Here is a 22,903-nt window from a genome sequence, read left to right on the forward strand (position 1 = left end):
CCCGCCACCCGCGCCACCGGTCGTGGCGTCAGCGCAGGGTGCCGCTGACCACGCTCAACGCGCGGGACTCGGCCAGGCGGCGGGCGGCGCGCGCCTGTTCCTTGGCCGCCTTGCTGCCCTTCGCGGCCTTGGCCGCGCGGGGGACGGGACCGCCGCCGAGCGCGTCGACGTCGTAGCCGACCCAGAACGGCCCGGGCGCGTCGATGGCGAAGGTCAGCGCGATGTGCACCTGCCCGCCCGGCCGCAGCCCGCCCAGCCCGAACGGGATCGACAGGGTGCTGCCGAGCCCGCCGCCCGGCGGATCGGTGGCCGGCGCGTCCATCGACAGGTTGCGGACCGGGAGGGTCCGCCCGTCGCTGGTCGTTATCTCGGTGCTCGGGTTGGCGGGGTTGATCAGGCGTAGGTGGGCGTGCACGGCCGGGGACGTCCCGCCCGGATACGGCGCGCCGTTGGCCTGGCTCAGGCTGGTGATCCGGATCCGGGCCTGGGTTACCGGGCTGGTGGACCGGTTGGTGATGGTCCGCCGGATGACCAGGCGGTTCGCGGTACGGACCCGGTTCGGCGCAAGCGCCTGGGCCACCTCCGGGTCGAGCAGCGTCGACTGCATCGCCGCGTTCTGCTGGTACATGCCCAGGGTGTTGTACGGCGACGGGGAGCCCAGGGCCGCCGGGACCCCGTTGATCGGCCCCTGCACGGTGGCGACCAGCCGGAAGTCCGCCGCGTTGTCGCCGGTGTCCTTGGACTTGCCGCCGGCCTTCAGCCGGCTCCACGCGTGGTACACGAACGGGGGACTGCCGAAGGCCGGCAGCGGGGTGCCCCTGGAGAAGCCCGGCGTGGGGCCGACGGCGTCGACCACGGTGTCCTTCGTGTCCGGGGCGACCAGCCGCAGGCCGCCCTGGCCCAGGCCGGCCACCACGAAATCCGGCTGGATGGCGGCCAGCGAGTAGTTCGGGGCGCTCACCAGGAAGCCGCGGTTGGGGGCCAGCGGCCGGGCGGTGCCCGGCAGGACCACGGCGACCCCCCCGGGGGCCTCGATGCGGAACCCGGCGATCGGCAGCGCGACCCCGGTGGTGTTGACCAGCGAGACGTACTGGTCGGTCGGGCCGGCGACGCCGGACTGGGCGAACTGCTCGATCAGCACCTGGCCGGGCGCGGCGGAGACCTCGATCTCGACGACGTTCGACACCGCCTCGCCCAGCGGGTCGGTCCCGTCGTACTGGGCGCGGAAGCGGTTGACGCCGAAGGCCGGGACCTGGACGTCGAAGGAGGCGGTGTTGAGCACCACCGGGAAGGTGCCCAGCGGCGTCTCCACCCCGTTGGGCTGCTCGTCGACGAGGGTCACCGATCCCTCCGCGACGCCCGGACCGACGACGGCGTCGAAGTGGACCGCCGTGCCGAACGTGGTGGCGTTCGTCGAGGCGGTCAGGGTGATCACGCTGGGCGGTTGGATCACCAGCCGGATCACCTTGCCGGCGCTGACCCCGTTGGCGTCGGTCACCCGGATCGTGGACAGGTAGGCCCCGGCCACCGTCGGCCGGCCGGAGAGCAGGCCGGTGGTCGGGTTGAGGGTGAGCCCGGGGGGCAGCGTGCCGGAGGCCAGCGACCAGGTGAAGGGCGCGGTCCCGCCGATCACGGTGAACTGGTAGGCGTAGGCGGCGTCGACCTCGCCCAGCGGGGGCGCCGGGAAGGACAGGACGGGCGCCTTGTTGATCACCAGGATGATCAGGCGGGTGCCCGACTTGCCGGCCGAGTCCACCACCCGGATCACCAGCGGGTAGTCGCCCTCGGTGGTGGGTACGCCCGAGATGCCGTTGGTGATCGGGTTGAGCACGAGACCCGGCGGCAGCGTGCCCGAGTCGACGGACCAGATGTACGGCGGCACGCCGTGGGTGACGTTCAGCGTCGCGACGTAGGCGACCCCGACGGTGCCGGCCGGCGGCGCGTCGAAGAGCAGCGTCGGCGACACGTTCGCGGTGACCTCGTCGGACGGGGCCGACTCCGGCCCGATGCCCTCGGCGGTGCGGGCGGCCACGGTGAACCGGTAGGTGGTGGTGGGGGTCAGCCCGGTGACGGTGTTGGTGGTGGCCGGGCCGAAGGTCTGCGCGGCCTGGCGCACCCCGCCGACGTACGGGGTGACCACGTAGCCGGTGATCGGTGAGCCGCCGTCGGGGCCGGGCGTCCAGCTCAGCACCGCCGAGGCGGTGTCCGCGGTGACCGCGATGACGGTCGGCGCCCCGGGCAGGGCGGTGATCCGGGGCGGCTTGGAGCGCGGGCTGGCCGGGCCGGTCCCGGCCGGGTTCCTGGCGGCGACGGTGAAGGTGTACGTCCCCTTCCGCGCCAGCCCGGAGATCTTGCGGCTGGTGGTCGACGCGTCGAAGGAGACGGGCTTCGCCTTCCTGCCGTCGCGGTACGGCGTCACCACGTACGTCGTGATGTCCGCGCCGTGGGCGGCGGGCGCCTTCCAGGTCACCGTGGCGGTGGCGCCCCGGCGGGTGACGATGGGAGCGGCCGGGGCCGCTGGCGGCTTCGCGGCCAGGTCGGTCGGGTTGGCCGGGGCGGCCGACGGTTCGTGCCGGGCGGGCAGGGCCGACACCGGCCGGGCGGACCGGCCGGGGTCCCGGGCCGAGGCGGAGGTCGGTGCGACGAGCAGGCCGACGAAGAGCAGCAGGGCGGCGGCGAAGGCCGCCCTCGGGTGGACACGGTGCTCCAGGGACATACGGAGTTCTCCCTCTCCGGGGGATGTGTGGGATCACCCCCGGAAGGAAGGCGGGCGGCGTGCTCCTGTCGGACCCGTGCCTGAAGTCCCTACCACTGAGGTGACCGGTGGACATCCGATCCGTTTTCACCTTCAAACGGCGGGTGTCTATGCTTTTCTACCAGTTACCCCGGTTCAACTGGCGTTCCGGCCGCGACGCACTTCGGCGGGCGGCGCCGCCCGCGCGGCGGGAGTCGGCAATCCGACTCAGCCGGCCGGCGACCGCCGGGTGGGGCGCGGCCGGACCAGCCGCCGCACCACCGGCGCGGCGTTCCACCTCGCCGCCCCCACCAGGTCCCGGGCGTGTTCCAGCACCGTGTGGTCCGGGCGCTCCCGGCCGGCCGCGAGCGCCCGGTCCAGGTCGTTGCCGCAGCGGGTGAGCACGCTGTCGAAGTCGCGGCGCACCGGTTCGAGCAGGTGGTAGCCGAACGAGCGGTGCAGCCGGGCGAAGAGCGGCTTGTAGAGCCGGGCCCGCTCGTGCAGCCCCGAGGAGTACGACATCGGGTTCTTCGGCCGCTGCCGGACGTAGTCGGGCAGCAGGTCGGCGAAGGCGCGGCGGAGGATCCACTTCTCCTGCCCCGCGCGCACCTTCAGCCCGATGGGCAGCCGCATGGCCAGCTCCACCAGGCTCAGGTCGAGAAACGGCACCCGGGCCGCCACGCCGTGCCCCATGCCGGCCCGGTCGACGCGCTGCAACTCCGTACGGCAGAGGTTGCGCAGCCTGTGCAGGAAGAGTCGGCGGGACGCCTCGGGGCCGACCTGGCGGTACATCGGGTAGCCGCCGAAGAGCTCGTCCGAGCCGTCCCCGGTGAGCGCCACCCGCACCCCCAGCTCGCGCAGCCGGCGGAACAGCGGCACGGTGACCACCGCGTTGATGATGTCGCCGTACTCGGTCAGCTCGGACATCCGGATGGCCTCGCGGATGTCGGCCAGCCGGATGTCGCGCGGGCGCAGCTCGACCACCTCGTGCGGCACCCCGAGGTCCCTCGCCAGCCGCCGCGCGTACGCCACGTCGGGGCTGTCGGGTACCCCGACGGTGACGGCGACGCAGTCCGGGTGCAGCTCGCGCGCGTACAGCAGGGCCAGCGAGCTGTCCAACCCGCCGGAGAGCACCACCCCCACCGTGCGGTCGGTGTCCACCCGCATCCGGACGCTGTCGGCGAGGGCGACCCGGACGAGCAGGGCGGCCTCGTCCGGGTCGTCCACCACCGGCAGGCCCTCGCCGAGGGTGCGCAGGTCCACGTACCCGCGCAGCCGGACCGACCCGTCCGGCTCGGCCCAGCCGTGGTGTCCGGGCGGCACCTCGGCGATCGGGGCGCGGTGCCCGACCAGCGCCTTGACCTCGCTGGCCAGGTGCAGGCAGCCGGGGGTCCGGGCCCAGTACAGCGGCTTGACGCCGAGCGGGTCGCGGACCAGGTAGGCGCGTCCGGTGGCCCGTTCCACCACGGCGAGGGCGTACTCGCCACGCAGCCGCCGCACCATGCCCTCGCCCCACTGCAGGAACGCGGCGAGCACCACCTCGGCGTCGCTGGCGCCGCGGAAGCGGTGCCCGCGGCGGGTCAGCTCCGCGCGCAGCTCGCGGTGGTTGAAGACCTCGCCGTCGCAGCAGAGCAACCACCGCTCGTCGGCGGCGGCCCACGGCTGCGCGGCGCGCGCCGCGTCCAGGACCGGCAGCCGGCGGACGCCGGTGAGCAGTCCGTTCTCGTAGCGGGTCTCGGTGACCTCGCCGCGGGGCGAGAGGGTGGCGAGCATCCGCCGGAAGGTCGTCGGATCGGCCTCGGGGCCGAGGCTCAGCGCGATGCCGCACATGGACTCAGATCCCCATCTCGGCCTCGTAGGCCCGGCGCAGCCGCCGCCGGGCCGCCGGGGCGAGGCACAGGTGCCACGCCTGCCCCTCGTCGACCACGTTGATCTCGCCGGCCCGCTGCCGCGCCAGCAGCAGCTCGGCCAGGGTGTCCCGGACGCCGAAGCGGCCGAACCACTCCATCTCGACGTCGGCCGCCCAGCCGAGGCAGTGGCCGCTGGGCACCATGGCGGCGTAGCCGAGCCGGCGCAGCCGGTGCTGGTGCTCGGCGCTGCGGACCAGGCTGGTCACCCAGAGCGGCGGCGTGGCGGGCGGGGTACTCGCGGCGAGTTCCCGGCCGACGTCGTTGAGCAGCGCCACCATCTCCCGGCGGGCGCGCCGCAGGCGCAGTCCGGCGGTCCGCGGCGTCGCGTCGGGCCGCAGCCGCCGCCGCGCGGCCCGCACGCCGCGCCCGAGCAGCGTCCGCGGCTGCTCCGTGTAGCGGAAGCGCAGCAGGTCCCGCCGGCGCAGCCACTCCAGGTCGACCAGGTCGGGACTGGCCTCGACCTGGGCGTCGGTGAGGAAGGTGGGGGCGCCGCGCCACCACATGACGTCGACGCGGGAGAGCAGGTAGATCCGGACCAGCGCGGTGAGGTCGGCGGCGGAACTACGGGTGTTGGGCTGGTAGCGCGCCATCTCCAGCAGCAGCGTCTCGCGGGCGCCGATCAGCCCTTGCGGGGTGGCGTCGAGCACGGCGGCGATCGCGGGCTCGCGCAGCCGCTGGTCGACCAGCACCTGCCGGGCGGCGGCGCAGGACTCCCCGGCCAGCGCCCCGACCTCGACCAGCAGCTCGGCCACGGCGGCCCGGTAGGCGTCCAGGTCCGGCGCGGCGGCTCTGGGCGGTACGCCGGGCAGCCGCCGGCGGGCGCGCGCGGGAGGCGTGACGGAGGAGCCGGGCCGCTGGCCCGGGCTTCGGCTGGGCACTCGCATGGTCGGGTCCTCTCCCGTCACGACGTCACTGCCTGTACGGCCCTGAACACACCGTAAGCAGGCGGGACGGGATGAGCCCGAACAATCCTCCTATCTCCCCCAGCGGGGTCGGTCTCCGGCCGCGGCGAACCCGGCGGCCGGGCCGGGACGCCGCGCGCGCCAGCGTGGTCCAGCGGCGGACGCCGCTCTTTACAACGTTGTATCCATCGTTGTAGAAACGGACACGCACCGATCCTGGTCGACATCCCGCACCCGAGGCAGGTCTGATGGGACATCTCCGCCGCGCCGGGGCGCTCGCCGCCGTCGCCGGTCTGGTCCTGGCCGGGACGGCGTCCGCGCCGGCCGCCGCCACACCCGACCCCCGCTATCGCAACCCCGTCTCCGCCGGGTTCGCCGACACCTTCGCCGACCCCGTGGTCGTCCGCGGTGAGGACGGCCTCTGGTACGCGTACGGCACCACCGACCCCCTGCGCGAGGGCGAGGGGACATTCCACGGGGTCCCCACCGCCCGCTCGGCCGACCTGGTCGACTGGACGTACGTCGGCGACGCCTTCGGCGCCGGCCAGCGCCCGGCCTACGCGGCGCCCGGCGCCGGCTTCTGGGCCCCCGACGTGCGCCGGGTCGGCGACCGCTGGGTGATGTACGTAACCGTCACCGACACCACCGCCTCCCGCGACGGCGGTGACTTCGCCGTCGGGGCGGCCACCGCGCCCACCCCCACCGGCCCGTGGACCTTCGCCGACGAGCCCGTGGTGGCACCCCGCCCCGGTGGGGGCGGCGGCTGGCTCTGGACCATCGACCCGAGCCAGTTCACCGACGTCGACGGCCGGTACTACCTCTACTACGGCAGCTACTACGGGGGCATCTCGGTCACCGAGCTCTCCGCCGACGGGCTGCGCGCGGTCGGCACGCCCACCCCGGTCGCCGTCGACAACAAGTTCGAGGGCAGCCACGTGGTGCGCCACGACGGCTGGTACTACCTCTTCGCCTCCACGGCCAACTGCTGCGCCGGCCCGGCGACCGGCTACTCCGTGCACGTCGGCCGGTCCCGCAGCCCGCGCGGGCCGTTCGTCGACCGCGACGGCCTCGCGCTGACCGCCTCCCGGGCCGGCGGCACGCCGGTGCTCACCCAGAACGGCAACCGGTGGATCGGCACCGGCCACAACGGCTTCCTCACCGACCTGTCGGGCCAGGACTGGATCGTCTACCACGCCATCGACCGGGCCGACCCGTACCTGGACGAGCCCTTCGGCATCAACGAGCGGCCGATGCTGCTGGACCGCCTCGACTGGATCGACGGCTGGCCGACGGTGAACGCGGGCGCCGGCCCCTCCGAGGGATCCCGGCCGGCGCCGGTCACCACCGGGCGGGTGGACGAGCGCTTCGACGGCGATCTCGCCGGTTGGCGGCGCGGCACCGGACGATGGCGGATCGCCGACGGCCGGCTCACCGGCAGCGGCACGCTGACCAGCCGTACGGTCTTCGGCGGGGACGTGCGGGCGGAGGCCGACCTGCGTCCCGCCGGCACCGGCGCGGCCGGGCTCGCCCTCGGCGACCGGACCTCGGTGCGGGTGGACGCCGCCGCCGGCCGGCTGGTGGCCCGCGACGGCGACCGCACCGCGAGCGCGCCGCTGCCCGCCGGCTTCGACGCCGCCGCCGGGCACCACCTCGCCGTCGAGGTGCGCGGCCGGCAGCTGGTGGCCGAGCTGAGCCCGGCCCGGCTCGGCGACCAGCTGGCGGTGGTGTCGCTGCGGCTGGCGCGGCCGGTCGCCGGGCGGCTCACGCTCACCGCCACCGGCGGAACGGCCAGGTTCGACAACGTCAGCGTCGCACGGCTGCACCGCCCGGTGCGGCACGCCGTGGCCGAGCCGACCGCGGGCCGCCCGCTGCCCGCCTTCTCCGACGAGTTCACCGGCGGGCTGGACCCGGCGTGGCGGTGGGTCCGGCCGGACCCGGCGGCCACCGTGGCGGGCGGGGAGCTGCGCTGGCCGGTGCAGGGCGCCGACCTGACCGGCACCGGCAACACCGCCGGCGTGCTACTGCGCGACGCACCCGACGGCGACTATGTCGTGGAGACGAAGGTGACGCTGGACCTCGGCGAGGAGAGCGTCCGCAACTACCAGCAGGCCGGGCTCGTGGCGTACGTCGACGACGACCGGTTCGCCCGGCTGGCGCAGGTCGCCATCTGGAACACCCGGCAGGTGGAGTACGGCTACGAGCTGCCCTTCGCCGGCCAGCCGGTCTACGGCGGCAACATCGTCGGCACCCCGGCGGCCACCACCTGGCTGCGGCTCGCGCACCGGGTCGACCCGGTCTCCGGGGAGCACGAGTTCCGGGCCGGTTCCAGCCGCGACGGGCGGAACTGGACGTGGGGCGGGGTGTGGACCTTCCCGGCCGACACCACCCCCCGGATCGGGCTGGTGGCGCACGGCGGCGCCGACCCGGCGGTCACCGCGCGCTTCGACTACCTGCGCTTCCACCGCTGAGCCCCGGGACCGGGCCCCCGCCGGACGGTGGGGGCCCGGTCCCGTTCCGGCGCCCGGCGGCGGCCCGGGAACGGCGCCCCCGCCGCTCAGCCGCGATGGTCTGTGCCGCCGAGCGGACCGACCGTTCTGCTCTCCCCGTCGTAGCTGCGCCCGGCGACCAGGGCGCCGTCGGGGCGCTCGGCGCCGGCCACCGCGCGGGCCAGCCGGCGGTCGGCGTCGCGGAAGCGCAGCGCCAGGCTCAGGTGTGGCCGCCAGTGCCCCGGCGCGTGCCACGGCCGCTGTCCCGGCGCCCCGGCGAGGACGTCCCAGACCGCCGCGTGCAGGGCGGTCAGCTCCGGCGACGGCTGGAGCAGCCACACCAGCGGGGCGCTACCGTCGAGCACCGCGATCCGGTCCAGCCGCACGGGCAGCGGCAGCGCCGCGTCGAACAGTTCGGTGAGCCGCCCCCGCGCGCCGGGCGGGAACTCGTCGACGGCGGCGAGGGTCAGGTGCGGCCGGTTCGTCGGGTGCGCGTTGCGGGCCAGGCTGGGCAGCCCCGCCGCGGCGAGCCGCTCCCACGCCCCGCGCACGGCGCCCTCCAGGCCCGCCGAGCAGACCAGTTCGACCGTACGCACACCGTCAGGCTAGCCCGCCGGATCGCGGCGCCGGCCGGCTGTTGTGCCGGTCGGCGAAACCGCGTCGCGGCGGTGATGAAAAGCTTGGCGGTATGAGTTCCGCACCCGTACGGCACGACCCACCCACCGAGCCCGGCCCCGACGCCCTCGACGACACGAGCGCGTTCGCGGATCTCGGGCTGCGCGCCGAGTTGCTGGGCGCGCTGTCCGCCCTGGGCTACGAGGAGCCCACCCCGATCCAGCGGGAGGCGATCCCGCCCCTGCTGGGCGGCCGGGACCTGCTCGGTCAGGCCGCGACGGGTACGGGCAAGACGGCGGCCTTCGCGCTGCCGCTGTTGCAGCGGATGCCCGACGACCGCCCCGGCGGCGCCCCGGTGGCGCTGGTGCTGGTGCCCACCCGCGAGCTCGCGGTGCAGGTCTCCGAGGCGTTCCACCGCTACGGCAAGGACCTGGGTGCGCGGGTGCTGCCGATCTACGGCGGCCAGCCGATCGGCCGGCAGCTGCGCGCCCTGGACCTCGGGGTCGACGTCGTGGTCGCCACCCCGGGCCGCGCGCTGGACCACATCGCCCGGGGCACGCTCGACCTGGGCTCGCTGGCCACGGTGGTGCTCGACGAGGCCGACGAGATGCTCGACATGGGCTTCGCCGAGGACATCGAGGCGATCCTGGAGCACGCGCCGCAGCAGCGGCAGACGGTGCTCTTCTCGGCGACGATGCCGGCGCGCATCGACGGGCTGGCCCGCAAGCACCTGACCGACCCGGTACGCATCCTCATCGCCCGCGAGCAGACGGTGGCCGGCGAGGCGCCCCGGGTGCGGCAGAGCGCGTACATCGTCGCCCGGGCGCACAAGCCGGCGGCGCTGGGGCGGGTCCTGGACGTCGAGTCGCCCACCGCGGCGATCGTCTTCTGCCGCAGCCGCGAGGAGGTCGACCGGCTCACCGAGACGATGAACGGCCGCGGCTACCGGGCCGAGGCGCTGCACGGCGGGATGAGCCAGGAGCAGCGCGACCGGGTGATGGGCCGGCTGCGTACGGGCACCGCGGACCTGCTGGTGGCCACCGACGTGGCCGCCCGGGGCCTGGACGTAGAGCAGCTCACCCACGTGGTCAACTACGACGTCCCGTCGGCCCCCGAGTCGTACGTGCACCGGATCGGCCGGGTCGGCCGGGCCGGTCGGGAGGGCGTGGCGATCACCCTCGCCGAGCCGCGCGAGCACCGGATGCTCAAGACCATCGAGCGGGTCACCGGCCAGCGGATCGCGATCGACAAGATCCCGACGGTGGCGGACATGCGCACCCGGCGGCTGGAGCTGACCCAGGGCGCGCTGCGGGAGAGCCTGCTGGAGGACGACCTCGACCCGTACCGGGCGATCGTGGAGTCGTTGACCGACGAGTTCGACCTGGTGGAGGTGGCCCTCGCGGCGGTGAAGCTGGCGCACGAGGCGACCTCGCCGGGTTCGGACGACGAGGAGGAGATCCCCCAGGTCCCGGTCCGGGGGCCCCGCGAGGGGCGGCCGGAGGCCGGTGGCCGGGGCGAGCGGCGTCCCGGTGCCCGGCCCCGCACCGGCGGCACCACCCAGGTCTTCATCGGGCTGGGCCGGCGCGCCGGGGTCCGCCCGCAGGACCTGGTCGGCGCCATCACCGGCGAGACCGGGGTGAGCGGCCGGGACATCGGCTCGATCGAGATCGCCGACCGCTTCTCGCTGGTGGAGGTCCCGCAGGGCGTGGCCGACGAGGTGATCGCCGGCCTGCGCGGCAGCACCATCAAGGGCCGCAAGGCGACCGTACGCCGGGATCGTGACATCGACGGCGGTGGCGAGCGCCGCTTCGACGGGGCCGACCGGCGCGAGCGCCGCGACCGCGACTTCGACCGGCGCGAGCGCCGCTAGACCGGGCGGGCGAGGGGCCCGTCCCCGACGGGAAGGGCCCCTCGCCACGCGCGCGGCGTCGACGGGGGCCCTTCCGCACGCCTCACGCGGCGGCGAGCGCCGGGTCGGGGCGGGTGTCGGCGTCGGCCGGGCGCAGCGCCAGGGCGAGCACGTCGGCGACGTCGGCCAGGGTGTGCACGGTCAGCGCCTCCCGGACCTCGGCGGGCAGGTCGTCGAGGTCCGGCTCGTTGCGGGCCGGGATGATCACCTCGGTCAGGCCGGCCCGGTGGGCGGCGAGCAGCTTCTGCTTCACCCCGCCGATGGGCAGCACCCGGCCGGAGAGGGTCACCTCGCCGGTCATCCCGAACTCGGGCCGCACCGGGCGACCGCTGGCCAGCGACGCCAGGGCGGTGACCATGGTGATGCCGGCGCTGGGGCCGTCCTTCGGCACCGCGCCCGCCGGCACGTGCAGGTGGATCCGCCGTCCGGCCAGAGCGTTCGGGTCCAGCCCGAGCCGGCGCCCGTTGGAGCGCAGGTACGACAGCGCGATGTGCGCGGACTCCTTCATCACGTCGCCGAGCTGGCCGGTCAGGGTCAGCCCCGGCTCGCCCTCCATGCTGGTGGCCTCGATGAAGAGCACGTCGCCGCCGGCCCCGGTGACGGCCAGACCGGTGGCCACGCCGGGCACGGCCGTCCGCTCCGCCGACTCCGGGGTGAACTTCGGCCGCCCGAGGTAGGTGGCGAGGTTGCCGGTGGCCACGCGGACCGGGGTCGGGTCGGCGGCCAGGGCCACCGCGACCTTGCGGAGGATCTTCGCCAGGGCGCGTTCGAGCTGCCGCACGCCGGCCTCCCGGGTGTACTCCCCCGCGATCCGGGCGAGGGCGTCGTCGGCGACGCCGACCTCCTCGGCGGTGAGCCCGGCCCGCTCCCGCTGCCGGGGCAGCAGGTGGTCGCGGGCGATGGCGACCTTCTCCTCCTCGGTGTAGCCGTCGAGGGTGACCAGCTCCATCCGGTCCAGCAGCGGGCCGGGAACGGCCTCCGCCACGTTGGCGGTGGCCAGGAAGAGCACGTCGGAGAGGTCGAGGTCGACCTCCAGGTAGTGGTCGCGGAAGGTGTGGTTCTGCGCCGGGTCGAGCACCTCCAGCAGGGCGGCGGCCGGGTCGCCGGAGTAGCCGGCGGCCAGCTTGTCGACCTCGTCGAGGAGCACGACGGGGTTCATCGAGCCGGCCTCGCGCAGGGCGCGCACGATCCGTCCCGGCAGCGCGCCGACGTAGGTGCGCCGGTGGCCGCGGATCTCGGCCTCGTCGCGGACGCCGCCGAGGGAGACCCGGACGAAGTTGCGGCCGAGCGCGCGGGCGACCGACTCGCCGAGGCTGGTCTTGCCGACGCCGGGCGGGCCGGCGAGAGCGAGCACCGCGCCGGAGCCCCGGCCGCCGACGACGCCGAGGTCGCGCTCGGCCCGCCGGTTGCGCACGGCGAGGTACTCCAGGATCCGGTCCTTCACGTCGGCCAGACCGGCGTGGTCGGCGTCGAGCACGGCGCGGGCCGCGGCGAGGTCGGTGTTGTCCTCGGTACGCGTGCCCCACGGCATCTCCAGCACCGTGTCGAGCCAGGTGCGGATCCAGCCCGCCTCCGGCGACGCGTCGCTGGCGCGTTCCAGCTTGCCGACCTCCCGCAGCGCCGCCTCGCGGACCTTCTCGGGCAGGTCGGCGTTCTCGACGCGGGCCCGGTAGTCGGCGGAGCCGTCCGGCTCGTCCTCGCCGAGTTCCTTGCGGATGGCGGCGAGCTGCTGGCGGAGCAGGAACTCCCGCTGGGACTTCTCCAGCCCCTCGCGCACGTCGGTGTTGATCTGTTCGGTGACCTCCTGCTCGGCCAGGTGCTCCCGGACCCAGCCGACGAGCAGCTCCAGCCGGGCGGTGACGTCCCCGGCGGTGAGCAGCTCGGTCTTCCGGGCGAGGCTGAGCCAGGAGACGTAGCCGGCCGAGTCGGCGAGTTCGGAGAGGTCGGTCATCCGTTCGATCGCGTCGATGACCTGCCAGGCGCCGCGCTGCTGGAGCACGGAGGTCATGAGGGCCCGGTACTCGCGGGCGAGTTCGCGGGCGCGACCGGCGGGGGCGGGCTCGTGCAGTTCGGTCGCCTCGACCCAGAGGGCGGCGCCGGGCCCGGGTACGCCGGAGCCGATCCGGGCGCGGGACAGGCCGCGGACGACGGCGGCCGGTTCGCCGCTGGGCAGCCGGCCGACCTTCTCGATGGTGGCGACCGCGCCGACGGGGCCGTACTCGCCGTCGAGGCGGGGCACGGCGAGCAGCTTGTGGTCGCCGGTGGCGCGGGCCGCGTCGACCGCGGCCTGGGTGGTCGGGTCGAGGGTCACCGGGATCACCATGCCGGGCAGGAGCACGGCGTCGGTCAGGGGAAGTACCGGGAGAGTTGCCATCGAACACCTGCTGTCGGTTGAGTTGAGCGTGTCCAACTCAAGTAACAAACCGTTCCCCTTGTTCCGCGGTGTGACCCAGGCCACCCGTCGCCGCCGCGCCGCGCCTCGGCAGGAGCAGCTCGCGCGTCAGGGCGGCCCCACCGACGGCCGTCACGGCGAGCGGGATCGCCAGGCTGGTCAGCCCCAGGGCGACGACGGTCCAGCCCGGCAGATCGGCCAGCGCCGCGACCCCGGTCAGCGCGGCGAAGACGACCAGCTTGCGCCGGACGCGGGCGATCGGGACGGGAATCGGCATCGGGTTCTCCCTCCGGACGGGTCAGAGCAGGACGAGCAGGGCGGCGCCGACGGCGGCCGCCGGGACGGTGGTGATCACGGTGGCGAGCGCGGCCGAGTGCCGGCGCAGGGCGGCGAGCGGGATCAGCGCGTCGCCGTCCTGGCTGATCGCGTTGGCGACCAGGGTGGGCAGCGGCAGGCCGCCGCTGACGTAGAGGCCGGTGAAGACGATCTGCACCGCACAGCCCGGGATGAGCCCGATGCCGGCGCCGACCAGGACGCCGACCAGCCCGGTGAGGGCGAGCTGCGAGCCGTCGAAACCGGTGCTGGTCGTCACCAGCTGCCAGCCCAGGTACGCCACGGCGACCCAGACGGTGACGAAGGACGCCTCGTGCGCGCTGTGCCGCAGCGTCTGCCGCAGCGAGCGGGGCTGGGCGGTCTCCAGGCTGTCGTCGGCCAGCCGCCCCCGGCCGGCAGCGAAGATCATCGCCGCGGTCAACGAGCCGAGCACCCCCAGCGCCAGGTACGGGTCGACGCCCCCGAAGGAGCGGGTGAGCGCGCCCGGGTCGACCAGTTGGAAGACCACCGGCACCGACACCGCGAACGCCGGCGTGGTCAGCCCCCAGAACGCCGTGGACGCCGGCACCCGGGGCAGCAGCCCGCCGAGCGGTCGCCGCACCCCGGCCAGCTCGCGCCCGCCGGCGGTGGTGGGGCCGAGCGGCGCGGGCACGGTGGCGACCCGGCGGTTCACCGCGCGGGCCGGGTCGATACCGAGCGCGTCGACGACGTACCCGGTCACCAGGCCGACCGCGAAGAGCAGCGCGTGGACCTGGAGGGCGAAGAGCGGGTTCCAGGCGAGCACCACCCACGACGAGTCGCCCATGGTGGCCGCCAGGGCGGCGATCACCGTACCGAAGGAGACCTTCCCCCGGGCGTAGAGCGGCATCAGGATGATCGCCCCGCCGCAGCCCGGGCTGACCCCCAGCAGCGCGCCGACCAGCGGACCCAGCCGGGGCCGGGTGGTGAGGCCGTCGGTGACCCGGTCGCCGTAGCGCCAACGCAGCCAGCCGAAGAACGCCACCATCACGGCGACGTAGACCCCGACCTGCATGAACGCGTCCGCGAGCGGGCGGAGCACGAGTTCCGTCACGGCACACCTCCTCCGGGCACGGGTGTCGTCGGGCCGCCCGCCGCTCGCGGGCGGCCCGACGCGACGGCGTCAGGTGAGCTTGCTCTTGACCTTGTTCACGGCCCCCTTGGCCAGGCCCGGGTTCGTGCCGTAGAGCCGCGGGTCGCCCGGAGGCAGGACCGGCTCGGGCGCGTGCGCGCGCGGGCTGTGGTCGTAGCGGAACTCGCCCTTGCCGTCGGGCGTGGGGCCGGACGCCCAGCGTCCCTCCGACGCGTCGGTGCCCGGCGAGAAGTCCAGGTACGTGTAGCTGAACTGCTCGGTGAACTCCTTGGAGTCCGGGAACGCGTCGGGCACCGGCATCTCCTCGAGGCCGTCCTCCTTGAGCTGCTCGATCGCCGCCATCCACATGTTCTGGTGCATGGTGTCGCGGGCCAGCAGGAAGCGCAGCATGTTCTTGACCCCGGGGTCGTCGGTCATGTTGAACAGCCGGGAGACCTGGAGCCGGCCCTGCGCCTCGGCCGTGACGTTGAGCTGGAAGTCGGCCATCAGGTTGCCGCTGGCGGTGATGAAGTTGCCGTTCCAGGGCACGCCGGCGCTGTCCACCGGAAGCGCTCCCCCGCCGCCGTGGATGAAGTGCGCCGGATTCGACCCGCCGTAGATCGCTCCCACCATCGGATTCTCGTCGGCGGCCTCCTGCAACGACAGCGGGGCGTTCTCCAGCAGCCGCGTGATCATCGTGCAGATCATCTCGACGTGGCCCATCTCCTCGGTGCCGACGTCGAGGAGCAGGTCCTTGTACTTGCCGGGCAGGCGGCAGTTCCAGCCCTGGAAGAGGTACTGGTTGGCGACGGTCATCTCGCCCCACTTGCCGCCCAGGACCTCCTGGAGGCGGCGGGCGAACGCGGCGTCCGGGCCGTCCGGCTTGGCCTCGAACTGCAGGTCCTTGATGTGACTGAACACGGGTCCTCCTCGGTGCCGGTCGGGCTGTCGCCGAGGGAGTCCCCGCGACGCCCGGCCCCAACGGGCCAACCGGCGGCCCGCGGGGGTCAGCCCGCCCCGGGAGCGCCGGGGAGCAGCACCTCCAGGGCCACACCGCGCGGTCGCACCCGGTGCAGGCGCAGCCGTCCGCCGTCGGCGGCGAGGAGTCGCCGGACGATCCATAGGCCGAGGCCGCAGGTGCCGGCGGCGGGGGCGGGCCGGCGCAGCGCCTCCACGAGGGGCGCGCCGACGCGGCCCTCGTCGGCGACGAGGACGCTCAGGTTGGAGCGGCCCAGCGTGGCGAAGATGCCGACCCGGCCCCCCGCCGGACCGTGCCGCAGCGCGTTCTCCACCAGGTTGGTCACGACCTGCCGGGTCCGCAGCCGCGGGACCGGGTGGGCGGCGGCCTGCCGGGTCATCCCGATGCGCCGCCGGTGCCGGGGCACCAGGGCCGCCGCCGCGCGCACGACGTCCGCCAGCGGCACCGCCGCGGCCGGCGGCTCCGCCGCCAGCCCGAGGGCCAAGGTGTTCGTCGCCACCTCGCTCAGCAGCGCCTGCAGGTGCGCGGCCTGCTCGTGGGCCAGGGCCGCCATGGCGCGCCGGTCGTCGCCGGTGAGCGGGAAGCGGTCGTCGGCGAGCGCCCGGGTAAGCGAGGTGAGCGAGGTGACCGGGGTGCGGAACTCGTGACAGAGCACGCGCAGCAGCAGTTCCGGGTCGGTTTCGGCGTCCGCCGGTCCGACCGGGCCCGCTGCCGGCCCCGCCCGCCGTAGCGCCCGAAGCGGCCCCTGCCACCCGTGTCGTCCCCGCATCCGCCAGACCTCCCTCGTTCCGCCACGGCCGCATGATCGGTACCCGCTCGGGAAGGGACCAGGCATGCCCGGTCCTCCGCTCGTCCGGCTGGCCGTCGTGGACGACCACCCGCTCTTCGTCCGTGGGCTGGAGCTGCTCCTGCCGGCCACGTCCGAGGGGCGCGCGGAGGTGGTGGGCTCGACCGGCGACGCGTCGGCGGCCGCCTCGCTGGTCGGCCGCTGCCTGCCCGACCTGGCACTGGTCGACCTGCACATGCCGCCGCCCGGCGGGATCCGGGCGGTCGCCGCGATCCGGCGCTCCGCGCCCCGGGTGCGGGTGGTGGCCATGTCGGGCGGCGAGGACCCGGCCCCCGCGCTGGCGGCGCTGCGCGCCGGCGCAGAGGGCTACCTGCCGAAGACCGCCGAGCCCGAGGAGCTGCTACCCCCGCTGCTGGCCATCCTCGACGGCTGGGCCGTCCTGCCGGCGCACCTGCTCCGGTCGCTGCTGCGCCCCACCCGTTCCGCCCCGGTCGACCTCGACGACGAGGAGCGGACCATGCTCCGGTCGATCGCGGCGGGCCGCAGCACGGTCGAGATCGCCGAGCGGATGCACGTCTCCGAACGCACCGTGAAGCGGATGACCGCGGCACTGCTGCGCAAGCTGCGGGTCTCCAGCCGGGCCGAGGCGGCGGCGCTAGCCGGTCATGCGGGTCTGCTCGGCGACGACTGAAGCGCCCGGGTCTTTGCGTCGGCGCCGCCGTTTTCCCCGCGATAACACCGGCCACACCCGAAATGAAAACGGCGCGCATTGTTGCGGATTTGCCGTGCGATAGGTCAAACTTTGACCACACCCCGCCCCCACACAGGGAGTAATTGGCGATGGCGAGAAAAGTAATCACGGTCCTGACCGACGACCTCGACGGTGGAAAGGCCGACCGGACCGTCGAGTTCAGTCTGGACGGAGTGGCCTACACCATCGACGTCTCCGACGAGAACGCGGGCGTTCTGCGCAAGGCCCTCGACCCGTACATCAACGCTGGCCGGCGGATCGGGCGCGGCCCGGTCGACGTCGGGCGGACTCCCCGTCGGGCGGGCGCGTCGGGCGGCTCGGGAATGGACCGGGAGCAGAACCGGGCGATCCGCGAATGGGCCACCAAGAACGGCTACAAGATTTCCGAGCGGGGTCGCATCCCCGTCGAGGTCGTCGAGGCGTACAAGAACCGCTGAGCGGGCGGCCCCGGTTCACCCTGGGGCTCGCACGGGGTCACGCTGCGAAATCAGCGGGGCCCCGCCGGTCTTTTCCCACGGCCGTTCATTCGCACGGCCGGGTATCGCGTCGCGGAGCCATTCGCGGGGCGGCTCGTTCGCCGCCCGCGCACACGCCGGCCCCGCGCGAACGGCGCCTCGCCGCACTCGGCACCGGTCCCCGGGGGTGACGGTGGCGCGATGGCGGAGCCAGCCGGCGGGCCGGCTGCCCGGCCCCTCTGGGCGCCCCTGGACGGCCACGCTGATCAACGGCTGGGCGGCTTCCATCTCGGGGCCAACCTGTGCCGGTGCCCGGCCCCGGCACCGCGTGCGCCGGGCTCGTGGCCGGACCGCGCGGAGCCGGTGGCGCGCTGGGCGGGATCGTCGCGGACCGGCGGGCGGGGTGGCCGGCCATGCTCGGCTCCGGGCCCAGAGCCGCACCAGTGGGCGATCAACATCGGTTCACCGTCGCCGGCCGCGCCCGGGGAGACGGCGGGCGACGGCGTGACACCCGGCGGGCCGCCCGGAGGTACGCCCACCGGGCGGCCCGCCCCCGGTCAGCCGACCTCGATCCGCACCACGTCGAAGGCCGGGGTCTGGTTGGCCCGCTCCATCATCGGCACGCGGTGCGAGCCGTCGCCGGCCCAGACGGCGCACTGGGCGGTGCCGGAGCCGGGCAGCCCGGGCACCTGGATGGTCACGTCGTCCGGCTCGGCCCCGCCACGGCTGTCCTCGGTGGCCACGAAGAACGCCGGCACCTCCTGCGGCTGGGGCGGCTGCCGCAGGCTGTCCAGCATCCGGCAGGCGGTGTGGAAGTGGCCCCGCACCAGTCCTTCCCCGTTGAGCAGCGAGCTCTCCACGTAGTAACCGCCCTGGCCGGCCGGGAGGAAGCGGTCCCGGACGAGGTTGCGGGTGGAGACCCGCAGGGTGAACGGCTGGTTCGTGTCGACCCGGTCCGGAAAGTCGGTGATCAGCAGGGACGGGTTGTCGGCCGCAGCGCCGACCTCGCCGAACGCGGTGCCGACGCAGCGGTTGCCGTTCTGGAAGCCGTCGTGCGGCGACAGCCGGCTGTCGCCGCAGTCGTTGGCGATAACCCCCAGCCCGGCCCCGGGCCCGCCGCCGTTGTTCCCGCCGCCGTTGTTCCCGCCCCCGTTGTTCCCGCCCCCGTTGTTCCCGCCGTCGCCGTTGCCGGTCGGGGCGACCTGGCAATCGGCGAGCTGGGCCAGCCCCTGCGGCCGGGGACCCACCCGGTCGATCGCGACGGTGATCCGCCCCAGCGTCGCCCGGCGCTTGCCGGCCAGCGGCTCGAGGATCGAGGCGCGGACGAACTCCTCGCCCCGCCGGCCCTCGGCGGCCAGCCGTCGGTCCGCCTCGGCGATCTGGGCCGGCAGCAGGCTCAGGTTCCGGTCGACCTCGGCGCGGGCCCGATCGGGCACCCGGGGGAGCCGGCCGGCCACGTCCGGGCAGGCCACCGCCGAGCCGCCGTTGTCGGCACCGCCGCCGCGCGTCTGCTCACACTCGGCCACCGACTGCTGTCCGTCGCCCCAGTGGTTGCGCACCCACCGGCCGTCCTGCCAGGTCCGGCTGGTGCCGCGGCCGCTCGGCGCGGTCGCCCCGGGACTGGGCTGCACACAGGCCGCGGCGGCCGGCCGGGTGCCGGTCGGCCGCCGTTCCTCGGCCGAGGACAGCTGGGTCACGGCGACGATTCCGCCGAAGACCGCGAGCGTGCCGACGACGGCCAACAATCGCTTGCTGCGCGCGTCACCGGCTGACCGGCGCGCCCGGGTGGACCTGCGCATCGAATTGCTCTCCTTCGCGATCCGGTAGTTGACTCGGAACCTCGGCGGACCGACGGGATCGGGGGTGGTCCGCCCCGGCGGGACCGTCGGCGACGCGGGTCGGCACGTCGATGGCCGACGATGCCTTTCCGCACCGTCCTGCGCGCCGCGAGGCGCGGTCGGGGAGATCCTGTCCATTCCCGCAGGAGTACGGGACGCCCGTGGTGAAGGTTCAACACCGATCGGGGGAAACCGTGGAGAGCCGGTGCCTCCCATTCGCCGGGCGGCCCGTGGCTTCCGGCGGGAGGGTACGTCGGCCGGAACGGGTCAGTCCGCGCAGAGGTGCGCGTACGCGAAGCCGCCGGTCATCTCGTCGCGCCGGGACTCCAGCCGCCGGATGTCGGCCAGCAGTTCGTCGTGCGGCGTCAGTTCCGGCCCGGTCGCCTCCAGCGCGCGCAACCGCTCGCCCAGGGCGAGCGCGGCCAGGTCCTCGGCCAGCCGGCCCGGGTCCACCCCGGCCGAGAAGCGCTCCTCGTGCACCGTCACCCGCTCCACGAGGCAGGCGTCGGGGCGTACCCGCACCCAGCTCCACCCCTCGGCCGGCCCGCCCGCCCAGCGCACGTGCAGCCCCCGGACGATCGGGTCGGCCAGCCGCCGCGACACGTACGCCTCGACAGCCGCCGCGCGGGCCAGCGCCCCGAGGTCGTTGACGTGGCCCGTCCGCCCGTCGGGCAGCCGGCCGAGGATGTCTCGGAACCCGACGGGGGGCTCGTCCGCGTCCTCGGCCTCGTCCGCGTCGAGCTGCGCGTACCCGCGCGCGTCGATGACGTACGCGACGACGCGCCGCCCGTGCCCGTCGGCCCGGAGCGTCGGCGAGCCGATGCGCAGCACCGCCAGGCCGACCGCCTCGGCGACGGCGCTCTTCAGCCGCTCGACCCGCTGCCCGGCGGAGCCGGCGGGCGCGACGGGGCCGATCTCGACGGCGAAGACCGGCCGGTCCGTGCCGGCCGCGCAGACCACCAGGTCGTAGCCCTCCCGCAGGGCCGTGCTCCACTGGTTGCCGGTGATGCCCGGCGGTCGCCGCCGCACCAGCTCACCGAGCCGGCGGGCGCCGTGCACGAGCTGACCGCCCCGGGCGAGCAGCGGGCCGCGCCCGCCGTCCCCGGAGACCGCGCGCAGCCAGGAGTCGTCCTCACCACCGGTGCCCGTCATCGCCTGATCCGTCCGTCCCGCCGCCGATCCCGGCCGACGCGTCGGCCGGGGCGAGTCTAGGCCGTCGATCATGACCGTCGGCGCGGCGGTGTCGCGGGAGCGCGCCGCCGCGGAATTCGGTTGAGGGGCCACCTCCGCGCCGCTGGGATGGGCGGATGAGGGTCTTCCTGAGCACCGACCGGCTGGTGCTGCGCGAGTTCACCGCCGAGGACGCGGGGCTGCTCGTGGAGCTGGACGGCGACCCGGCGGTGATGCGCCACCTCAGCGGCGGGCGGCCCACCCCGCCCGAGGCGGTCCGGGAGCGGGTCCTCCCCCGCATCCTGGGGCACTACCGGCGGCCGCCCGGCCTGGGCTGGTGGGCGGCGCAGGATCGCACGGGCGGGGCGTTCCTCGGCTGGTTCGAGTTCCGCCCGACCCGCGACGGCGACGCCCGGGAGGTGGAGCTGGGCTACCGGCTGCGCCGGGGCGCCTGGGGTCGCGGCCTCGCCACCGAGGGCTGTCGGGCGCTGATCGGGAAGGGCTTCACCGAACTCGGCGTCGAGCGGGTCACCGCGAACACGATGGCCGTCAACGCCGCCTCGCGCCGGGTGATGGAGAAGTCCGGGCTGCGGTACGTGCGGACGTACGTCGAGCGGTGGCCGGAGGCGATCGAGGGCGCGGAGCACGGCGAGGTGGAGTACGCGTTGACCCGCCAGGAGTGGCCGCGCCGCGACACCGACGAGGTTCGCGGCGGGCCACCCGCGGCCGTTCCGGCTACTCCGCGCCCATCACCAGGCCCTCGATGGTGTGCTTCTGCGTGATCGGGGTCAGGGCGTCGACCACCGGACAGCGCAGGTGGGCCCGCACCGCCTCGGGCAGGCTCTCCCAGTAGCCCCGGGTGACCGCCATGTCGTGGTGCTCCGCGTTGCCCGCGCCGGGCGCGTCCACGCCGAGCACCAGCACCGGGCGGGGCAGGGTGGAGACGTTCGGCGTGCCGCGGTGGATCGTCAGGGCGGAGCGGGCCGAGATGTCGCCGCGCCGCGGGTACTTGCGTACGGCCCGCCCGGCGTAGCGGGGGTAGCGCTCCTTCGGCGGGAACATCTCGTGGTCGAAGTCCGGTCCGTCGTCCCACTGGGTGCCGGGGGCGATCTCGAACGGCCCCATCTCCTCCACCGTGTCCACGGTGGTCAGGTTGAAGGCCAGCGAGGTCAGCCGCCGCTGCCGGCGGGTCTCCTGCGGCATCGGGAAGTCCCGGTGCCAGGGCTGCATGGCCGCGCCCGGGAACGGGATGTCGAAGCCGAGTTCGACGATCTCGTAGTCCGGGCCGAGCACGGCCCGGCACACCGAGACCACCCACGGGTGGGTGACCAGGTCCACGAAGCCGCGCAGCTGCTCGGGGTGGATCTCCACGTACCAGCGCTGCGGGCCCCGGCCGACGGCGCCGCCGGGACGGGAGCGGGCCTCCCGGAAGGCGGCGTCGATGTCCTCGCCGACCCGCTCCACCCAGTCCACGGCGAAGGCGCCCCGGCAGGCGGTGATGCCGTCCCGGTAGAGGTCGCCGAGCGCCTCCAGGGGAATCTCGTCCTCGGCCGGGGGCCGGTCGGCGGGCGGCGCGGGCGGGGTGGCGTGCGATCTCATCGAACCTCCTGACGGGATGAGCCGAGTATTACAACGTTGTAGAAGCGTCGCAAGAGCCGCCGGACGGTCGCCGGCCGCCACTGGGGGGCATGATTCGAACGGTCCGCCGGCGGTCGGCGGCCGAGCCGGGGAGGTACGCGGATGCGGGTCGTGTCGCTGGTGCCGTCGCTGACCGAGGCGGTGGCCCTGACGCTGCCGGGTCTGCTGGTCGGAGCCACCGACTGGTGCACCCACCCGGCGGGGCTGGACGTGGCGCGCGTCGGCGGGAGCAAGTACCCCGACCTGGAGCGGGTACGCGCGCTGCGGCCGGATCTCGTCCTGCTCAACGTCGAGGAGAACCGCCGCGAGGACGCCGACGCCCTGGTCGCGGCCGGCGTGCCGGTGCGGGTCACCTACCCGCGTACGGTCGAGGGGGCGTTGGCCGAGCTGGCGGGCCTGCTCCGCGACCTGGGTGCCCCCGGCGAGCCGGAGTGGCTCTCGGCGGCCCGCCGGGCCTGGGCCGCGCCCGGCACGGGCCCGACCCGCGCGGCGGTCGTGCCGGTCTGGCGGCGCCCCTGGGTGGTGCTGGGCGGGGACACCTTCGCCGGTGACGTGCTGCGCCGGCTCGGCGTGCGCAACCTGTACGCCGAGCACGCCGAGCGCTATCCCCGGCCCACCCTCGACGAGCTGCGCGCCCGTACGCCGGAGCTGGTGGTGCTTCCGGACGAGCCGTACCGGTTCACCGCCGACGACGGGCCGGAGGCGTTCCCGGGCGTACCGTGCGCCCTGCTCTCCGGCCGGCACCTGACCTGGTACGGCCCGTCGCTCGCCGAGGCGCCCGCCGTGCTCCGCGCCCAGCTCGCCGACCCGGTCGTCCGGCCGGCCTGAGTGCCGCCGGCGGGCGCGGCGGCCAGGCTCGCCCGGGGCCGAGCCGACGCGCCGGCCCCGGTCGGGCGGCCGCGCGGGTCAGCCGG

Annotated in this window: 18 protein-coding genes; 6 read left to right on the top strand and 12 right to left on the bottom strand. The window is 75.2% G+C overall.

Annotated features, from left to right (window positions below):
* Window positions 1-28: 28 nt before the first annotated feature.
* The 3 genes from V6V16_RS20960 to V6V16_RS20970 all read right to left on the bottom strand — a co-directional run bounded on the left by V6V16_RS20960 (window position 29) and on the right by V6V16_RS20970 (window position 5,528).
* A complete protein-coding gene (locus V6V16_RS20960) occupies window positions 29-2,716 on the bottom strand; it encodes a fibronectin type III domain-containing protein (protein ID WP_334564556.1) in 2,688 nt (895 codons plus the stop codon).
* A gap of 246 nt (window positions 2,717-2,962) precedes the next feature.
* Window positions 2,963-4,564, bottom strand: a complete 1,602-nt coding sequence (locus V6V16_RS20965) for an asparagine synthetase B family protein (protein ID WP_334564557.1) — start codon at window positions 4,562-4,564, stop codon at window positions 2,963-2,965.
* A gap of 4 nt (window positions 4,565-4,568) precedes the next feature.
* Window positions 4,569-5,528, bottom strand: a complete 960-nt coding sequence (locus V6V16_RS20970) for a hypothetical protein (RefSeq protein WP_334564559.1) — start codon at window positions 5,526-5,528, stop codon at window positions 4,569-4,571.
* 266 nt (window positions 5,529-5,794) lie between these two features.
* On the opposite strand from V6V16_RS20970, the gene V6V16_RS20975 reads away from it, so the two are divergent.
* Complete coding sequence (locus V6V16_RS20975; protein ID WP_334564562.1) at window positions 5,795-8,014, top strand: family 43 glycosylhydrolase; 2,220 nt, start codon at window positions 5,795-5,797, stop codon at window positions 8,012-8,014.
* 86 nt (window positions 8,015-8,100) lie between these two features.
* On the opposite strand, the gene V6V16_RS20980 is transcribed toward V6V16_RS20975, so the two are convergent.
* The gene (locus V6V16_RS20980; RefSeq protein WP_334564564.1) at window positions 8,101-8,628 is read right to left on the bottom strand and encodes a 2'-5' RNA ligase family protein; all 528 of its coding nucleotides are present in this window, start codon (window positions 8,626-8,628) and stop codon (window positions 8,101-8,103) included.
* A 92-nt stretch (window positions 8,629-8,720) separates the two neighbouring features.
* Between V6V16_RS20980 and V6V16_RS20985 the strand changes: the two genes are divergently transcribed.
* Window positions 8,721-10,517, top strand: a complete 1,797-nt coding sequence (locus V6V16_RS20985) for a DEAD/DEAH box helicase (RefSeq protein WP_334564566.1) — start codon at window positions 8,721-8,723, stop codon at window positions 10,515-10,517.
* Window positions 10,518-10,599: 82 nt separating this feature from the next.
* Here V6V16_RS20985 and lon read toward each other — a convergent pair whose 3' ends face one another.
* From lon to V6V16_RS21010, 5 genes are all read right to left on the bottom strand, one after another.
* Window positions 10,600-12,930 (bottom strand): endopeptidase La, encoded by a 2,331-nt coding sequence (gene lon / locus V6V16_RS20990; RefSeq protein ID WP_334564567.1) that lies wholly within the window; start codon window positions 12,928-12,930, stop codon window positions 10,600-10,602.
* A gap of 37 nt (window positions 12,931-12,967) precedes the next feature.
* Window positions 12,968-13,225, bottom strand: a complete 258-nt coding sequence (locus V6V16_RS20995; RefSeq protein WP_334564569.1) for a hypothetical protein — start codon at window positions 13,223-13,225, stop codon at window positions 12,968-12,970.
* 21 nt (window positions 13,226-13,246) lie between these two features.
* Entirely contained in the window at window positions 13,247-14,353 is a 1,107-nt protein-coding gene (locus V6V16_RS21000) for a putative manganese transporter (protein WP_334564570.1), read from the bottom strand.
* Window positions 14,354-14,422: 69 nt separating this feature from the next.
* Window positions 14,423-15,292, bottom strand: coding sequence for a manganese catalase family protein (locus V6V16_RS21005; RefSeq protein WP_334564571.1), 870 nt, complete (start codon window positions 15,290-15,292; stop codon window positions 14,423-14,425).
* An 86-nt stretch (window positions 15,293-15,378) separates the two neighbouring features.
* Window positions 15,379-16,119: a sensor histidine kinase gene (locus tag V6V16_RS21010; RefSeq protein WP_334564572.1), complete on the bottom strand. Its 741-nt coding sequence runs from the start codon at window positions 16,117-16,119 to the stop codon at window positions 15,379-15,381.
* A gap of 64 nt (window positions 16,120-16,183) precedes the next feature.
* On the opposite strand from V6V16_RS21010, the gene V6V16_RS21015 reads away from it, so the two are divergent.
* A complete protein-coding gene (locus V6V16_RS21015) occupies window positions 16,184-16,828 on the top strand; it encodes a response regulator transcription factor (RefSeq protein ID WP_334564573.1) in 645 nt (214 codons plus the stop codon).
* 149 nt (window positions 16,829-16,977) lie between these two features.
* Window positions 16,978-17,325: a histone-like nucleoid-structuring protein Lsr2 gene (locus tag V6V16_RS21020; protein WP_334564574.1), complete on the top strand. Its 348-nt coding sequence runs from the start codon at window positions 16,978-16,980 to the stop codon at window positions 17,323-17,325.
* A 575-nt stretch (window positions 17,326-17,900) separates the two neighbouring features.
* Here the strand turns inward: V6V16_RS21020 and V6V16_RS21025 are convergent.
* The gene (locus tag V6V16_RS21025) at window positions 17,901-19,142 is read right to left on the bottom strand and encodes a hypothetical protein (protein WP_334564576.1); all 1,242 of its coding nucleotides are present in this window, start codon (window positions 19,140-19,142) and stop codon (window positions 17,901-17,903) included.
* Window positions 19,143-19,448: 306 nt separating this feature from the next.
* Entirely contained in the window at window positions 19,449-20,333 is an 885-nt protein-coding gene (locus V6V16_RS21030; RefSeq protein WP_334564578.1) for a hypothetical protein, read from the bottom strand.
* 155 nt (window positions 20,334-20,488) lie between these two features.
* On the opposite strand from V6V16_RS21030, the gene V6V16_RS21035 reads away from it, so the two are divergent.
* A complete protein-coding gene (locus V6V16_RS21035) occupies window positions 20,489-21,133 on the top strand; it encodes a GNAT family N-acetyltransferase (protein WP_334564580.1) in 645 nt (214 codons plus the stop codon).
* Here V6V16_RS21035 and V6V16_RS21040 read toward each other — a convergent pair.
* Complete coding sequence (locus tag V6V16_RS21040) at window positions 21,087-21,950, bottom strand: phytanoyl-CoA dioxygenase family protein (protein WP_334564582.1); 864 nt, start codon at window positions 21,948-21,950, stop codon at window positions 21,087-21,089. The genes V6V16_RS21035 and V6V16_RS21040 overlap by 47 nt on opposite strands.
* A 141-nt stretch (window positions 21,951-22,091) precedes the next feature.
* On the opposite strand from V6V16_RS21040, the gene V6V16_RS21045 reads away from it, so the two are divergent.
* On the top strand, window positions 22,092-22,817 hold the full coding sequence (locus V6V16_RS21045) for a helical backbone metal receptor (RefSeq protein WP_334564584.1): 726 nt from the start codon (window positions 22,092-22,094) through the stop codon (window positions 22,815-22,817).
* Window positions 22,818-22,903: the final 86 nt, after the last annotated feature.

The organism is Micromonospora sp. CPCC 205561, assembly GCF_036906775.1.
Classification (GTDB): domain Bacteria; phylum Actinomycetota; class Actinomycetes; order Mycobacteriales; family Micromonosporaceae; genus Micromonospora.

What these genes read in the sequence shown, in the direction of transcription:
- V6V16_RS20960 (WP_334564556.1), bottom strand. Translation starts at nt 2,716, where the DNA reads ATGTCCCTGGAGCACCGTGTCCACCCGAGGGCGGCCTTCGCCGCCGCC.
- V6V16_RS20965 (WP_334564557.1), bottom strand. Translation starts at nt 4,564, where the DNA reads ATGTGCGGCATCGCGCTGAGCCTCGGCCCCGAGGCCGATCCGACGACC.
- V6V16_RS20970 (WP_334564559.1), bottom strand. Translation starts at nt 5,528, where the DNA reads ATGCGAGTGCCCAGCCGAAGCCCGGGCCAGCGGCCCGGCTCCTCCGTC.
- V6V16_RS20975 (WP_334564562.1), top strand. Translation starts at nt 5,795, where the DNA reads ATGGGACATCTCCGCCGCGCCGGGGCGCTCGCCGCCGTCGCCGGTCTG.
- V6V16_RS20985 (WP_334564566.1), top strand. Translation starts at nt 8,721, where the DNA reads ATGAGTTCCGCACCCGTACGGCACGACCCACCCACCGAGCCCGGCCCC.
- lon (WP_334564567.1), bottom strand. Translation starts at nt 12,930, where the DNA reads ATGGCAACTCTCCCGGTACTTCCCCTGACCGACGCCGTGCTCCTGCCC.
- V6V16_RS20995 (WP_334564569.1), bottom strand. Translation starts at nt 13,225, where the DNA reads ATGCCGATTCCCGTCCCGATCGCCCGCGTCCGGCGCAAGCTGGTCGTC.
- V6V16_RS21010 (WP_334564572.1), bottom strand. Translation starts at nt 16,119, where the DNA reads ATGCGGGGACGACACGGGTGGCAGGGGCCGCTTCGGGCGCTACGGCGG.
- V6V16_RS21015 (WP_334564573.1), top strand. Translation starts at nt 16,184, where the DNA reads ATGCCCGGTCCTCCGCTCGTCCGGCTGGCCGTCGTGGACGACCACCCG.
- V6V16_RS21020 (WP_334564574.1), top strand. Translation starts at nt 16,978, where the DNA reads ATGGCGAGAAAAGTAATCACGGTCCTGACCGACGACCTCGACGGTGGA.
- V6V16_RS21025 (WP_334564576.1), bottom strand. Translation starts at nt 19,142, where the DNA reads ATGCGCAGGTCCACCCGGGCGCGCCGGTCAGCCGGTGACGCGCGCAGC.
- V6V16_RS21030 (WP_334564578.1), bottom strand. Translation starts at nt 20,333, where the DNA reads ATGACGGGCACCGGTGGTGAGGACGACTCCTGGCTGCGCGCGGTCTCC.
- V6V16_RS21035 (WP_334564580.1), top strand. Translation starts at nt 20,489, where the DNA reads ATGAGGGTCTTCCTGAGCACCGACCGGCTGGTGCTGCGCGAGTTCACC.
- V6V16_RS21040 (WP_334564582.1), bottom strand. Translation starts at nt 21,950, where the DNA reads ATGAGATCGCACGCCACCCCGCCCGCGCCGCCCGCCGACCGGCCCCCG.
- V6V16_RS21045 (WP_334564584.1), top strand. Translation starts at nt 22,092, where the DNA reads ATGCGGGTCGTGTCGCTGGTGCCGTCGCTGACCGAGGCGGTGGCCCTG.